This is a genomic window from Pseudoduganella sp. SL102 (assembly GCF_027856995.1).
In the GTDB taxonomy this organism is placed as follows: domain Bacteria; phylum Pseudomonadota; class Gammaproteobacteria; order Burkholderiales; family Burkholderiaceae_D; genus Rugamonas; species Rugamonas albidiflava.
Genome location: NZ_CP115554.1, coordinates 1,210,439 through 1,225,000, shown reverse-complemented (window position 1 = coordinate 1,225,000; position 14,562 = coordinate 1,210,439). Strand labels below are relative to the sequence as shown.

Annotated in this window: 8 protein-coding genes; 5 read left to right on the top strand and 3 right to left on the bottom strand. The window is 69.0% G+C overall.

Features of this window, described 5'->3' with window-relative positions; genetic code table 11:
• Both OU994_RS05150 and OU994_RS05145 read right to left on the bottom strand, forming a co-directional pair.
• Complete coding sequence (locus tag OU994_RS05150; RefSeq protein WP_281609895.1) at positions 1 to 2,301, bottom strand: diguanylate cyclase domain-containing protein; 2,301 nt, start codon at positions 2,299 to 2,301, stop codon at positions 1 to 3.
• Positions 2,302 to 2,466: 165 nt separating this feature from the next.
• Positions 2,467 to 3,006: a DUF2058 domain-containing protein gene (locus OU994_RS05145; protein WP_281609894.1), complete on the bottom strand. Its 540-nt coding sequence runs from the start codon at positions 3,004 to 3,006 to the stop codon at positions 2,467 to 2,469.
• A 103-nt stretch (positions 3,007 to 3,109) separates the two neighbouring features.
• Between OU994_RS05145 and kefC the strand changes: the two genes are divergently transcribed.
• Both kefC and OU994_RS05135 read left to right on the top strand, forming a co-directional pair.
• Positions 3,110 to 4,900 (top strand): glutathione-regulated potassium-efflux system protein KefC, encoded by a 1,791-nt coding sequence (kefC, locus tag OU994_RS05140; RefSeq protein ID WP_281609893.1) that lies wholly within the window; start codon positions 3,110 to 3,112, stop codon positions 4,898 to 4,900.
• 67 nt (positions 4,901 to 4,967) lie between these two features.
• The gene (locus tag OU994_RS05135; RefSeq protein WP_281609892.1) at positions 4,968 to 6,611 is read left to right on the top strand and encodes a M28 family metallopeptidase; all 1,644 of its coding nucleotides are present in this window, start codon (positions 4,968 to 4,970) and stop codon (positions 6,609 to 6,611) included.
• Positions 6,612 to 6,745: 134 nt separating this feature from the next.
• Here the strand turns inward: OU994_RS05135 and OU994_RS05130 are convergent, their stop codons facing one another.
• On the bottom strand, positions 6,746 to 8,554 hold the full coding sequence (locus OU994_RS05130; protein WP_281609891.1) for a SagB family peptide dehydrogenase: 1,809 nt from the start codon (positions 8,552 to 8,554) through the stop codon (positions 6,746 to 6,748).
• A 192-nt stretch (positions 8,555 to 8,746) separates the two neighbouring features.
• Between OU994_RS05130 and OU994_RS05125 the strand changes: the two genes are divergently transcribed.
• The 3 genes from OU994_RS05125 (at position 8,747) to OU994_RS05115 (ending at position 14,529) form a co-directional block, all read left to right on the top strand.
• Positions 8,747 to 10,483: a hypothetical protein gene (locus OU994_RS05125; RefSeq protein ID WP_373922608.1), complete on the top strand. Its 1,737-nt coding sequence runs from the start codon at positions 8,747 to 8,749 to the stop codon at positions 10,481 to 10,483.
• A gap of 100 nt (positions 10,484 to 10,583) precedes the next feature.
• On the top strand, positions 10,584 to 12,017 hold the full coding sequence (locus OU994_RS05120) for a hypothetical protein (protein ID WP_281609889.1): 1,434 nt from the start codon (positions 10,584 to 10,586) through the stop codon (positions 12,015 to 12,017).
• 157 nt (positions 12,018 to 12,174) lie between these two features.
• On the top strand, positions 12,175 to 14,529 hold the full coding sequence (locus tag OU994_RS05115) for a bifunctional diguanylate cyclase/phosphodiesterase (protein ID WP_281609888.1): 2,355 nt from the start codon (positions 12,175 to 12,177) through the stop codon (positions 14,527 to 14,529).
• Positions 14,530 to 14,562 lie beyond the last annotated feature (33 nt).

Sequence of the window (14,562 nt, the reverse complement as noted above, 5' to 3'; positions counted from 1 at the left end):
CTAGGCCGCGCTCCGGTCGCTCTCCGGCGACGCCACCCGGAAGCAGTTCCGCCCCGCCCGCTTGGCGTCATACATCGCCTGGTCGGCGGCGCGGATCAGCGTGCGCGCGGTATGCCCGGCCTCGAACGCGGCGACGCCGATGCTGGTGGTCACCCGCAGCGTGACGGTGCCGAGCTGGAATGGCGGTTCCATCGCGTCGATGATCTTCTGCGCGATCACGGCGGCGGCGCCGGAACCTTGCAGGCCCTCGGCCACCAGCACGAATTCGTCGCCGCCCAGGCGCGCCACGAAGTCGGCCTCGCGCACCACCGCCCGCACCCGGCTGGCGAACATGCGGATCACGTCGTCGCCGACGTCGTGGCCATGCGTGTCGTTGATGGTCTTGAAGCGGTCGATGTCGAAGTACATCAGCGCCAGCGCGCCGTGCCGCTGGGCACGCGCGACGGCCTGTTCCAGCTGGCCGTTGAAATAGCCGCGGTTGGGCAGGCCCGTCATCGAATCGTGGTGGGCGCGGCGGAACAGTTCCTGTTCCATGTACTTGCGCGCCGTGATGTCCTCGCTCACGGCCAGCACACCGGTCACGTTGCCGGCGCCATCCTTCAGCGGGATCTTGCTGGTCTCGATCCAGCGCTCCGCGCCGTCCATGCCGCGGTCCAGCGCCTGCATGCGCAAGCGCGCCACGCCGGACTGCATCACTTCCAGGTCGACCTGCCGGTAATGCGCGGCCCGGTCCTTCCAGTGCAGGTCGGCATCGCTCCGGCCGATCAGGTCCGCGTCGGTGGCCAGCCCCGCATCGGCCAGCAGGGCGCGGTTGCCGCCCTCGTACACGCTGTCGGTGTTTTTCCAGAACACGGCTTGCGGGATATTGTCGAGGATGAGCTGCAGCATCTGGCGCGACGCGTACAGCGTCCGCTCCGCTTCCTTGCGCTCGGTGATGTTCTCCGCGAAGCCCAGCACGTGCGTGACCTCGTCGCCGGTGCTCATCGGGATCAGCACGATCGACATGTCCACCTTCCGGCCGGCCGCCACGGCGATGCGGGTCGTGTAGGCCACCGCCTGCCCGGCCAGCGCTTCCTCCAGGTGCCGTTCCACCAGGCCGCGCTCGTCGATGCCCACATGGTCCGCGGCGCGCGTGCCGACCAGCGCATGCCGCTCGACACCCAGGTCCTTGAGCATCTGGTGGTTGGCGTGCAGGAAGCGCCGCTGCCTGTCGATCGCATACACGGCAAACGGGTGGTGTTCGAAGAAACCGGCGAAGCGCTCGCTGAAGTCGTGCATGGCGCGCCGGCGTGCGCGGTAGCGCGGCCAGGCCGCCATCGCCCAGGCGGCGACCAGCGACAGCAGCACGCCGGCCATGGCGAACAGCGCCGCCGCCTGGACCGGCGCGGTATCGCCGGCGCCGGGCCTGGCATGGAACTGGATCAGCCACGCACGGTTGGCGAACCGCACGGCGCCAGCGTACGCGGGAGCCGTGCCGGGCCCCTCCAGCGCATGGGGCTTGCGGGCCGTGCCATGCACCAGGTTTTTCGGCGCCACCGAACCGTCATAGACTTCCAGGTCGAACTGGCGCGCCATGCGGCCGTTGTCCAGGCCATCGAACATCACGTCCGTGTACAGGGTTGAGAAGATAAAGCCTTTCACGCTCGCCGGTCCGGTGCCCGAACCCGGCGGGACGACCGGTGCGAAGATCTGGATGATCGATCGTCCCTGCGACTCCAGGATGGTCGGCATGCTCGGGGTCGCCACCGGTTCGCCGCTCCGCGCCGCTTCCTGCATCGCCGCCCAGCGCTGGGGAAACGCCGCGAAGTCCACCCCTTGCAGCGCCTTCGTACGTGCCGGATCGTACGCGTGCTCGCCATACACCACCGGGTAATATTCGTGCGCGGGCAGGGGATGGACAAGATGGAACCCGGCGACCTCGCGGCGCGTGGCACGCTCGAACCGGGCTACGTCCCCGGCCGGCACGCGGGCCACGTAGCCGAACACGCGGATACCGTCGAACCGCTGGAATACCCGGCTGGCGTTGACGAACGCGGAGAACTCTTCGGCCCGGATCGCATCGGAAGCGCTGAACAGCGCAGCCAGGTCACGGTTGGCGCCTTCGTACAGCGCGAGGCGGTGGCGCAGCAGGAACAGGTAATCCTCGGCGGCGTCCTGTCTCTCGGCAGTCTGCTGCGCCTGCAAGTGCTCGAAACGCGCCATGCCGGCATAGGCGGAGACAAGCACACCGGCAACGAACACCCCCACCGGGAGCGCACGCGCACCCAGCGACAGTCTGATACGTTGATAGAGCGAACCCATGTTGTCCTCGCGGCCGAAAAGCCTGAGCCGACATGGTAGCAGCGTGCTTGTTTCTAACCGTCAATAACTGTTTTGGAGTTAACGCTTTTCAGCAGAAATGCAACACGGTGTTTTCGTTTCGACACGATTGCACCGCCGGCCGCGGATGACCGGGGTGCCGGAACATCACCACTCGAAATCGTCGGGGATCTTGTAGTCGGCGTACGGATCGTCCTCGGCCGCGACGGCGGCGGACGGCTTGTTGACACGCACCACCAGCGATGCATCGCGCTCGGCGATCTTGTCCGCCACCACGCGTGGCACCAGCTCGAACGTCTCGCCCTGGCCGACGATCACCAGCCGCCCGGCCACCAGGTGGTCGCGCACGGCGGCCGACACGTGGATCCGCTCGACCTTGGTGCCGTAGGTAAAGTTGTAGGCGATGTCGCCATTGCCCTTGGCTTGCCGGTTCTGCTTGACCAGCTGGGTGATCTGGGCGGCGATGGCCTTTTGTTGCGCCGCCGCGTCGCGTTGCGCGTTCAGTTCCCGCGCCCGCTCGGCATTGCGGCGCTGCGCCTCGAGGGCCGCTTCCCTGGTTTCATTGACCGTCACCGTGCCGCTGCGCAGTGCTTCCTTCTTTTGCTTGCTCTTGTCCTGGTGGACCTTGGCCGCCTTCTTCTTGTCGACCAGGCCGGCCTTCATCAATTGTTCCTGCAGCGAGACCATCTTGTGCTCCGTCGTTCGTTGAACCTCGCAGCATAGCAAAAGTGGCGCCCGCGGTGGCAGGAAGACGTACCATTGCAAGCTACTCAACTGCACTTCACTAGCCATGCACGACCTGCTGCTCACGCCCATCGTCTTCCTCGTCACCGCCGTGCTGCTCGTGCCGCTGGCCCAGCGCCTCGGTCTCGGTTCCGTGCTCGGCTACCTGATCGGCGGCGCCATCATCGGGCCATGGGGGCTGGGCCTGATCGGCGAAGTGGACCTGATCGCCCACGTGGCGGAAATCGGCGTGGTGCTGATGCTGTTCCTGATCGGCCTGGAGCTGCAGCCGGCCAAGCTGGTGGCCATGCGCCGGCTGGTGCTGGGCGGCGGCGCGCTGCAGATGGCCACCTGCGGCATCGCGCTGGGTGGCGTGGCGTGGCTGCTCGGCATGCCGTGGATCGGCGCGCTGGTGGCCGGCATCGCGCTGGCGCTGTCGTCGACGGCGATCGCGGTGCAGAACATGAACGAGCGCCACCTGGACAACACGCCGGCCGGCCAGGCGGCGTTCGCGATCCTGCTGTTCCAGGACATGGCGGCGATCCCGCTGCTGGTGGCGGTGCCGCTGCTGGGCGGCAGCGGCGCGGCCGACTTCAACCCGCTGTTCGCCGTCGGCGCCGTGGCCTGCGTGCTGCTGGTCGGCCGCTATGCGATGCGCCCGGCGCTGCGCCTGATCGCCCGCACCGGCCTGCGCGAGATCTTCACGGCCTTCGCGCTGCTGCTGGTGCTCGGCATCGCCCACCTGATGGAACTGGCCGACCTGTCGATGGGCCTGGGCGCCTTCCTGGCCGGCGTGCTGCTGGCCGGTTCCGAATACCGCAAGGCGCTGGAAACCGACCTGGAACCCTTCAAGGGCCTGCTGCTCGGCCTGTTCTTCACGTCGGTCGGCATGTCCGTCAACTTCGGGCTGCTGGCCGCCGCCCCGCTGTTGATCGCCGCGCTGACCGCCGGCTATGTGCTGCTGAAGATGGTGCTGCTCGGCGTGGCCGCGCGCGCCCTGCCGGTGCCGGCGGTGCAGCGCTGGCCGTTCGCCGGCCTGCTGGCCCAGGGCAGCGAATTCGCCTTCGTGGTACTGGCCGTGGCGCAGGATGCCAACGTGCTGACGGCCCAGTGGCGCGAAACGCTGGTGCTGGTGGTGGCGATATCGATGGCGCTGACGCCGCTGGCGATGGCCGGCGCCGAGCGGCTGAGCCGGTACCTGCATGCCGTGCCGCCGAAACCGGCCGACACCATCGAGCCCGATGGCGCGCGCGTCATCATCGCCGGCTTCGGCCGCGTGGGCCAGATCGCCGGCCGCATGCTGGCCGCTTCCGGCATCCGCATGACGGTGCTGGACAACGACCCCGACCTGATCGACATGCTGCGCCGCTACGGGCTGCGGGTGTTCTATGGCGATGCGACGCGGCTCGACCTGCTGCGCGCCGCCGAGGCGGACAAGGCGGTGTTGCTGATCAACGCGATCGACGACATGGACACCAGCCTGCGCCTGGCCGACCTGGTGCGCGAGCATTTCCCGCACCTGAAGATGATCGGCCGGGCGCGCAACGTGACGCACCTGTTCGAGCTGCGCGAACGGGGCGTGGACCTGGTCGAGCGCGAAACCTTCGAAGCGGCGCTGCGCATCGGCGAGCACGCGATGCGCCAGCTGGGCATCGACGAAGCCAGCGCCCAACTGGCGCGCACCACGTTCCGCGAACATAACCTCGCCACGCTGGAAGCGATGTTCCCGCACTTCCGCGACGAGTCGCAGATGATCTCGATCCAGGAAGAAGCCCGGCAGGAACTGGCCCAGTCGTTCGAGCACGACCGGATCGGCCTGCAGAACGCCAGGAAGCGAGAGAGCACCGAAATGCCCTGAAGGCTTTACCGCGGGCGCGGTTCGGACGATACTTGTCGCTTCATTGTTTTGCACAAGGAGATCCCGAGTGAAAAAAACCCTGCTGGCCACGCTGCTGCTGGCCGCGTTCGCGGCGCATGCGGCCACCCCGACATTCGACCCGCAACGCCTTTCCCAGCACGTGAAAGTGCTGTCATCCGACGCCTTCGAGGGCCGCGAACCGCATACCGCGGGCGAGACGAAGACGGTCGACTACCTGGTCGAACAGTTCAAGGCGGCCGGCGCGCAGCCCGGCGGCGATATCGCCGACGGCAAGCGTGGCTGGACGCAGGAAGTGCCGCTGGGCCGCTTCCAGATCCAGGGCCCGGTGGCGCTGTCCGTGCAGGCCGGCAAGGACAAGCTGGCGTGGACGCAGGGCGAACAGATGGCCGTGCGCGCGTCGATGAACGGCAAGCCGCTGGTGGACTTCAAGAACGCGCCGCTGGTATTCGCCGGCTACGGCGTCACCGCGCCTGAGCGCAAGTGGGACGACTTCAAGGGCCAGGACCTGAAAGGCAAGCTGGCGATCGTGCTGATCAACGATCCCGATTTCGAGACGGGGGCCGGCGAGTTCGGCGGCAAGGCCATGACCTACTACGGCCGCTGGACCTACAAGTACGAGGAAATGGCGCGCCGCGGGGCGCTGGGCACGATCATCGTGCATGAAACGGCACCGGCGTCGTACGGCTGGGCCACCGTGAAGAATTCGAACACGAATGTGATGTACGACATCGTGCGCAAGGACCCGGCGAAATCGCATGCGCCGATGGAAGCGTGGATCCAGCGCGACGCGGCCGCCGACCTGTTCAAGCGCGCCGGCCTCGATTTCGAGGCGGCCAAGAAACAGGCGCAAAGCCGCGACTTCAAGCCCGTGCCGCTGGCCGGCGTGACGCTGTCGGCCCGCTACGCGGTCGATGCGCAGGTGATCAAGTCGCGCAACGTGGTGGCCCTGATCCCGGGCAGCGAGCGCGCCGACGAAACCATCATCTACAGCGGCCACTGGGACCACCTCGGCGTGGGCGCCCCGGATGCGAAAGGCGACAAGATCTACAACGGCGCCGTCGACAACGGCACCGGCATGGCCGCGCTGATCGAACTGGCGCGCGCCTACGCGCAGGGCCCGGCACCGAAGCGCAGCGTGGTATTCCTGGCCGTGACGGCGGAAGAAAAAGGCTTGCTGGGTTCCGAGTACTACGCCGCCAACCCGGTGTACCCGCTGGAAAAGACCGTGGGCGTGATCAACCTGGACGCCTTGAGCCCGCATGGCCCGTCGCGCAACTTCACTATTTCCGGCAGCGCGAAGCTGGACCTGCTCGACCTGCTGGTCGCCAAGGCGCGCCAGCGCAACCAGGCCTATGCCGCCGATCCGAAGCCGGAAGCGGGCTACTTCTTCCGCTCCGACCACTTCTCGTTCGCCAAGCGCGGCGTGCCGGCCCTGTCGTTCGGCTCGGGCGAGGACTGGGTCGCCGGCGGCACCGCGGCCGGCAAGGCGGAAGAGGAAAGCTACACGAAGGACCGCTACCACCAGCCGGCCGACGAGTGGAATGCCAAGTGGCCGTTCACCGGCATGGCCAGCGACCTGGAACTGTTGTACGGCCTGGGCCGCGACCTGGCCGATTCGCGCGACTGGCCGAACTGGGGCAAGGATTCCGAGTTCCGCGTGCTGCGCGAAGCCAGCGCCAGCAAGCGCTAAGGCAGGAATCAGGACAGGAATCAGGACACTAAGCGCGGCCGTGTGCCCACGGGGCCCGGCCGCGGCTGAGCATTACCCTGCGCCGCGCTGTGTGCCGTGGCGCAGCCCCCCTCCCACCATCACCACGCCACCGCTTACTGTGCCTGCGCCACGCCCAGCGCGGCGAAGTGCAGCACCCATTCGCGCCGCCCGTCGGCACCGATCAGCGCGGCGGCTTCGTCGTCGTAGAACGCGCCCACCGGACACGCCCCCAGGCCCCGGGCTGTGGCGCCCAGCAGCCAGCGTTCGCCCACCAGGCCCGCTTCCAGGAAAGCATGGCGGTAGCCGCGCGCGCCTTCCGCCAGCATGGTCGGGTGGTCGGCGGAAAGGACCAGCACCACGGCGGCATCGCCGATCACGTCCTGCGCCAGGGCGGCCGACCGCGCGGCGGCGGCGAAATCGCCGTTGCGCACGCGGTCGAGCGCGTGGCCGGGTCCGTACCGGTAGACACCCGGCGTCAATCCCTGCACGCGGTTGACGACGAGGTGGATGCGCACCGCGGCGGACAGTTGCGCCGGCTGGCGCATGTCGGCCAGCAGCGCCGCCAGCGCCGGCAGCGGCACGGCGGCGCCGCTGAATCGGCGCCGGCTGCGCCGCTCGGTGATCGCCCGCATCACCGGCATCGCCGATGGCTGGGGTGGCGGCAACGCGATGCGGCCGGCGCCGCGATCCGCCGGCAGCCGCAGCGAGGTGGCCTGCTGTATCCGGCTGGTGGCACCCAGGCTTGCCGGGTGCTCCGTCGCGGGCGTGAAGACGGGCGGTGCGGCCCGTCCATCGCGGCGCAATTCCATGACCGCCAGGGGCGCTTCCAACTGGTTATCGATCCCCAGCGCGCCGGCCAGCAGGCGCTCGTCGAAACGCTGCGCCAGCGCTGCATGCAGCCCCATCGCATGCGCCGCGACACGCAGGTTCTCCAGCAGGTGGCCGCCATCTGCCACGGCATAGCGCCAGGCCCGTTCGCGATACTTGTAGCCGGTGCGGTGGAAGACCGACGTGAGCACGACCGCGGCATCGGCATCGGCCGCGGAGGGCACGCCATCGATCCTGGACAGCGGCCCCAGTGCTGCGAGCCGCCCGCCTTCCGCGTCGTAATGGTAGATGCCGGGCGCCAGCCCTTCGATGCGGCGGACCAGCAGGTACAGCTCGCTGGGGAACAGGCCGCCGGAAGATGGTGCCGCGCGCAGCGCCTGGCCGCCGCGCCGCTGCGTGATACCGGCCGCCAGGTGCAGCAAGGTGCCCACCTCCGCCAGCTTCAGGGGGCCGCTGCGCGATACCGGTGCGCGCAGTGCGGCGGACAGGCCGGCGCCGGCGCCCGTGGCGCGGCCGGGCGCAATGGCGGGGGCATCGGGATAGCGCTTGAACGGCGGCGGCGCATCGCCCCAGTCGATGCCGGGCGCACTGGCGAACACGCCGGTGCGCGACAGCGACGAATGGGCATGGAAGCGCACCACGGCGGCCACGCCGTCTTCCAGCGCGGCCGGTGCCGCCGCCGGGGCCGGCGCACGCAGCGTGCCTGCCAGGTAGCCGGCGCCGAAGACCACCACGGCCAGCCCGGCCATGGCGGCCCGTGCCGGCATTGGACGCCGGGGCTGGGCGGTACGCGGCGTGGCGCGTCCACCGCTGCGCAGCGCGCGCCACACAACGGGCAGGTTGAACCACAGGTGCAGCGCCACCAGCGCGAGGGTGCCGTAGCCAAACAGGTAGTGCCAGTCGAATACCGGCAGTTGCTGGTTCGCCACCCAGAAGATGCCCAGCCCGGCCGTGGCCAGCAGGTACAGCATCAGCAGCACGCTGAGCTGCACGTTCAGCGCGTGGCGCGACGGTCGCCTGCCGCACGCCAGCGCCACGCCCAGCCAGGCACCGTACAGCGCCAGCGGTAACAATACCCAGGCCAGCCTTGGCATCGCATCCCCGGTTGAAAGACGGTTGTTAATTCTACACAAAGCGCTGTTCAAAGCCCGGTCCCCGTCCTACCCTGAAAGTCCAGGACCCGAACGCACCGCATGTTCGACACCGGAGGGATGATGAAAACGACAGTGATGTGGAAAGCCGCGGTAATTCTGTCAGCCTTGGCCGCCGTGGCCGCCGGCACGGCGGTGTTGGCATCCTCGCGAGCGGAACAGCGCAACGGCTTCGATCCCGTGCTGGCCGGCGCTGCCACCTGCCTGCAGGCCCAGCCGGGCCGTCCGCCGCTGCTGGAAAAGCTCGTGCTGGCGCAGGCTGAAACGGCGCCGTTCCGGCCTTCGGCGAAGGACAGCGCGGCGGCGCCGGCCGGCATGCCGCCGCTGTACGACAACCTGGGCACGCTGCACATGCCGGTCACCACGCGGCAGCCGAAGGCGCAAGCCTATTTCGACCAGGGCCTGCGGCTGACCTTCGCCTTCAACCATGCCGAGGCGGCCCGCGCATTCCGCGCGGCACGCACGATCGATCCGGCGTGCGCCATGTGCTGGTGGGGCGAGGCGCTGGTGCTGGGCCCCAACATCAATGCGCCGATGTTCCCGCAGGCGGTGGAGCCCGCGTTCGCCGCCGCGCAGGCGGCCGCGAAACTGGCGCCGCAAGCCAGGCCCGTCGAGCAGGCGCTGATCCGTGCCGTGGCGCGGCGCTACGCGGCGCCGCCGGGTGCCGACCGGGCGGCGCTGGACAAGGCCTCCGCGGCGGCGATGACCGACGCCGCGCGCGCCTTCCCGAACGACGACACGGTGCAGGTGCTGTTCGCCGAGGCGCTGATGGACCTGGCGCCATGGGACTACTGGGAAGCGGCCGGCACGCGCGGCAAGGGCCGCACCGCCGAGATGGTCGATGCGCTCGAGCGCGTACTGGAACGCAATCCGCGGCACCCGGGCGCAGCCCACTACTACATCCATGCGGTGGAGGCATCGAGCCACCCGGAAAAGGCACTGCCCTCGGCCCGCCTGCTGGCGGCCCAGGCGCCCGGTGCCGGCCACCTGGTGCACATGCCGTCCCACATCTACTATCGCGTCGGCCTGTACCGGGAAGCGCTGCAGGCGAACGTGGACGCGATCGCCGCCGATGACGCCTATTTCGGCAATGCCGCCAGCGATGCCGTGTACAAGGGCGCCTACTATCCGCACAACATCCACTTCGTGCTGGTGTCGGCGCTGATGGGCGGCGATGGCCGCACGGCGCTCGATGCCGCCGCCAGGCTGGACCGCGCGCTGCCGGCAGGAATGGTGAAGGAATTCGCCATGATGCAGCCGGTGAAGGCGGCACCCTACTTTGCGCATGTGCAGTTCTCCAGCGCGGAAACACTGCTGGCCCTGCCCGATCCCGGCAACGAGCTGGTGCTGGTGAAGGCGATGTGGCATTACGCGCGCGCCGTCGGCCATGCCCGCCAGGGAGCGCACGCCGCGGCGAACCGGGAAATCGCCGCGCTGTCGGCGCTGGAACGCACGGGCGACTTCGCGCCGGTCGAGGCGGCGAACGTGCCGGCGCGCGCCATCGTGCGCACGGCGCGGGCCGTGGCAGCCGGCCGCCTTGCCGATGCGCAGGGCAAGCTGCCGGCGGCAATGGCGGCTTACCAGGAAGCGGTGGACGTGCAGGACACGCTGCCCTACACCGAGCCGCCGTACTGGTATTACCCGGTACGCCAATCGCTCGGCGCGGCCCAGCTGCGCGCCGGGCGCCTCGATGCCGCCGAACAGACCTTCCGCGCCTCGCTGGCCCGCACGCCGAGCAACGGCTGGGCGCTGCGCGGCCTCGTCGAAGTGTACCGGCAGCGCGGCGACACGGCGGCCCTGGCCGCGGCCCAGCAACGCTTCGATACCACCTGGCTGGGCCGGGATGGCCCGCCGGCGCTGTCGCTGCTGTGACCGTGACCATGCCACTGTTGCCGTGTCCCAAAGGCCGTGGCGTTGACATTCAATAGTGCCCGCCTTAGCCTGCGCTCTCACCGATCGCGCAGGAGGCAGGATGGCAGGGAACCGGAACGGCATCGTCACATGGGTATCGCTGGCAGCGGTCGCGGCCTCGCTGGCCGGCTGTTCCGGGCCTCTGGTGCAAAGCGCGATCACCTCCAACATCGTGCAGGAAGATGCGCATAACGCCTACCTGGTCCTGAACATCGCCCGGGCGCACGAGCGCATGCCGATGCATTTCACGCAGGTGAACACGGTGCGCGCCACGCCCGGCGGCGGCGGCCTCGGCACGCCGATCGTCGGGCTCGACATCCCATTCGGCGGCGCGGCACCGCCCTACTTCGCGTTGCGCCCCACGCTGGAATCGGCGTCGGCGGTCGATACCGTCAGCCTCGTGTCGCAGGAATTCATGAACGGCCTGACTACGCCCGTCGACGCCAGGCTGATGGCGTATTTCGCCAGCCAGGGCTGGCCGCTGCCGCTGCTGCTCTACATGTTCGTGGGCTCGGTGGAAACCTATGACAGCCAGGGCAACCTGCTGCACAACCTCGTCAACAGCCCGCGCAACGAAACCTTTCCCGCCTTTGGCGCACTGGTCGACGTGATCGCCGGCTGCCGGCTCGTGCTGTCCGAATCCGCCGCCTACGAATTCCTCGGCGAAAAATTCCCGGCCGAAAAGCTGGCGGACGTCGGCGTCGTCACCGCCGCGAAGGCCGCCGGGCTGGTACCGGTGGAAGTGGATGCCGAGGGCAGGCAGCTGGCCGAAACGGGCCCGCGGCAAGCCAGGGCGCCCCGCTATTACCGTCTCGCGCAAGTGAGCAGGGAAGCGGGCGTCAAGCTCGATTCCTATGGGTCGGGCAAGTCCGGCATTGCCGGCGCCGCCGATTGCGCCATCGACGACAAGGCCGTGCCCGCCGTGGCCGACGCAGGCGCCGCGGCGGATACCCAGGCCGCCGGTACATCGGCTCCATCCGCCGGAACCGAGCCGCCGGTGGCCGACACGCTGAAACGGATCGGCAAGGCGCTGTCCACGCTGTCGATCTCGGTGGGCGGCCCGGGCGACAAGCGGCGCCCGGGCGGCAAGGCCCCCACGAAAGCGGCGCCACCCCGCGCCGCCGCGGAACCGGACATCGCCGAAGCCCGGCTGGTGCTGCGCTCCACGCAATCGATGATGTATTACCTCGGTGAGCTGAGCCGCTACCAGAACGCCGCCGACGCCACCCGCATCGATCCCGTCACGATCCGCATCGGCCGCCAGCGCCAGGCCTACCTGTTCCGGATGCAATGCTGCCAGCCGGCGCCGGGCGCCGCGGTCGCCGTGACCTATCGCGACAAGCACTTCAGCGTGCCGCCTTACGCCGAGCCGGCCGGCACCTCGCACGAGGACCGCAGCGTGCAGACACTGGCGCTGCTGTCACTGGTGTACACCTTGCAGAACCGGTCCGCCGCACCGCCGGCCATCAGCAATGTCCGTGTATTGAACCGCTAGTGCCAAGGCGGCATCAACTGTTTGCATCCTTGCCACTTTTGTGAGCACGTTGCAACAACCAGCAACTTAGTTTCAGCGCTGCCGCTTTTAATGGATGACTTACCCTGCCCGAGCGCGTTATCCTATTTCCTATAGGCAACCTCATCCTGGCAGCATCGTGGCATTCAACGACATCGCGCACTGGCGCATCCAGATCTTTACCCTGCTGCTTTCCGTCGTCGCCGTGCTTGGCGTGGCGGCGGCACTGCCGAGCATCGCCGTTACGGCTTACCACGGGCGCTGGAGCATCGCGATCGTCGATACCGTCGCGATGGCCTGGGTGCTGGCGCTGTGGCGCGCGCGCAGCCTGCCCTACCACGTGCGGGTCTTCAACTTCCTGGCCATCCTGTACCTCGTCGGCGTGGCATTGATGGTGACCGTGGGGCCGATCAGCCAGGTCTACCTGCTGGCGCCGCCGGTATTGGCGGCGGTGCTGCTCGGTACCTGGCCCGCGCTGGTAGCGCTCGCGCTGTCCGGCGCCACGATCGCCACGCTGGCCCTGACGGGCCATGCGCGCCTTTACGTGACCGACCTGCCGGGCCAGGCGCTGGCTCCCACGCTGGTCATCGTCCTGAATTACCTGTGCATCGGGCTGCTGCTGACGCTGACCTGCAGCGTGCTGCTGCAGCGGCTGTCGCGCTCGCTGGGCGACTTGCGCACGTTTACCGGCACGCTGGAGGAAGGGCGCAGCAGGCTGCAGGCGGTGAACGCCGAACTGCGCCTGACCTCGGCCGCCGTGGCCAACCTGAATGAAATGGTGATCATCGCACGGGCCGTGGCGCAACGCGGCGCGGAACAGCCGATCGTGTTCGTCAACGACGCGCTGCTGCGCAAGACGGGCTATACCCGCGAAGAGATGCTCGGCCGGAGCACGCGCATGCTGCACGGCCCCGGCACCGACCCGGCGGAAGTGGCGCGCGTGGTGCATGCCATGTGCCACGCCGAGCCGGTGGCGGCGGAACTCCTCAACTACACGCGCAGCGGCGAACCTTACTGGGTCGAGATGGAAATGGTGCCGTTCGCCGACGAGGATGGCGTCTACACGCACTGGGTACTGGTCGGCCGCGATGTCACCGAGCGCCGCAAGGCCGCCGACGCGATCCACCGGCTGGCGTTCTACGACGTGCTGACCGGCCTGCCGAACCGCCGCCTGCTGATGGACCGCCTGCAGCAGCAGCTCGATGCCGGCTGCGCGGCGCCCCATGCGGCCGTGATGTTCATCGACCTCGATCACTTCAAGAATATCAACGACGCGCGCGGCCATGCCACCGGCGACCTGCTGCTCCATGCCGCCGCGCAGCGCCTGTCGCAACTGGCCGGCCCCGCCGACACCGTGGCCCGCCTGGGCGGCGATGAATTCGTGATGCTGCTGGCCGGCCTCGACACGTGCGATGGCGGCGCCGCCGCCGGCGCGCTGGCGATGGCCGCGCGCATCCGGGCCACGCTCGGCCAGCCGTTCGACATCGGCGGCCAGGCATACCAGTCGACCGCCAGCATCGGCGTCACCCTGCTGCCGCGCGCCGGCCAGAGCGTGGACGACCTGCTGCGCGAAGCCGATATCGCGATGTACCGCGCCAAGGCCGGCGGCCGCGACGGCGTGGCGCTGTTCGAGGACACCATGCGCGCCGAGGTGGAACGCCGGCTGACGATCGAGCGCGACCTGGGCCAGGCGCTGGCCAACGGCGAACTGCAGATGCACGTGCAATTGCAGGTCGACCGCGACGAGCGGCCGGTCGGCGCCGAACTGCTGATGCGGTGGCGCCGCGCGGACGGCACGTCGGTGCCGCCGGATGTGTTCATTCCCGCCGCCGAAGCCAGCGGCCTGATCGTCAAGCTGGGCTACTGGGCGCTGCGCGAAGCCTGCCACGCCTGGCTGCGGCTGTCCGCCGCCGGGCATGCGCTGCCGCTGTCGGTCAACGTGAGCCCATCGCAATTCCGCGAGCCCGATTTCGTGGCACAGGTGCGCGCCATCCTGCACGAGACGGGGGCGCCGGCTTCGCAGCTGATCTTCGAGGTCACCGAAGGGCTGCTGATCGAGAACCTGGACGACACCATCGCCCGCATGCACGAACTGGCGCGCATGGGCATCCGCTTCTCGATCGACGACTTCGGCACCGGCTACTCGAACCTGGGATACCTGCGGCGCATGCCGCTGTATGAACTGAAGATCGACCGCAGCTTCATCAACGATACCCCGGGCGATGCGAATGGCACCGCGATCGTGCAGTCGATCCTGGCGATGGCGGCGCACCTGGGCTTGCGCGTGGTGGCCGAAGGCGTGGAAACGCACGACCAGGCGGCATTCCTGGCCGCGCACGGCGCGCCCGGCATGCAGGGCTACCTGTTCGCGCGGCCGATGCCGCTGCCGGACATGCTGGCCCTGCTGGAACGCGAGCCGCGCGCCGCCGCTGCGCCAGCCGGTTCTTCCACCGTCGTTTCGCCCGCCTCCTCGTCCGCGGGATCGCCCGCCTGACATCTGCCGCCGCCGCCGCGTGAGCGCGCCGCG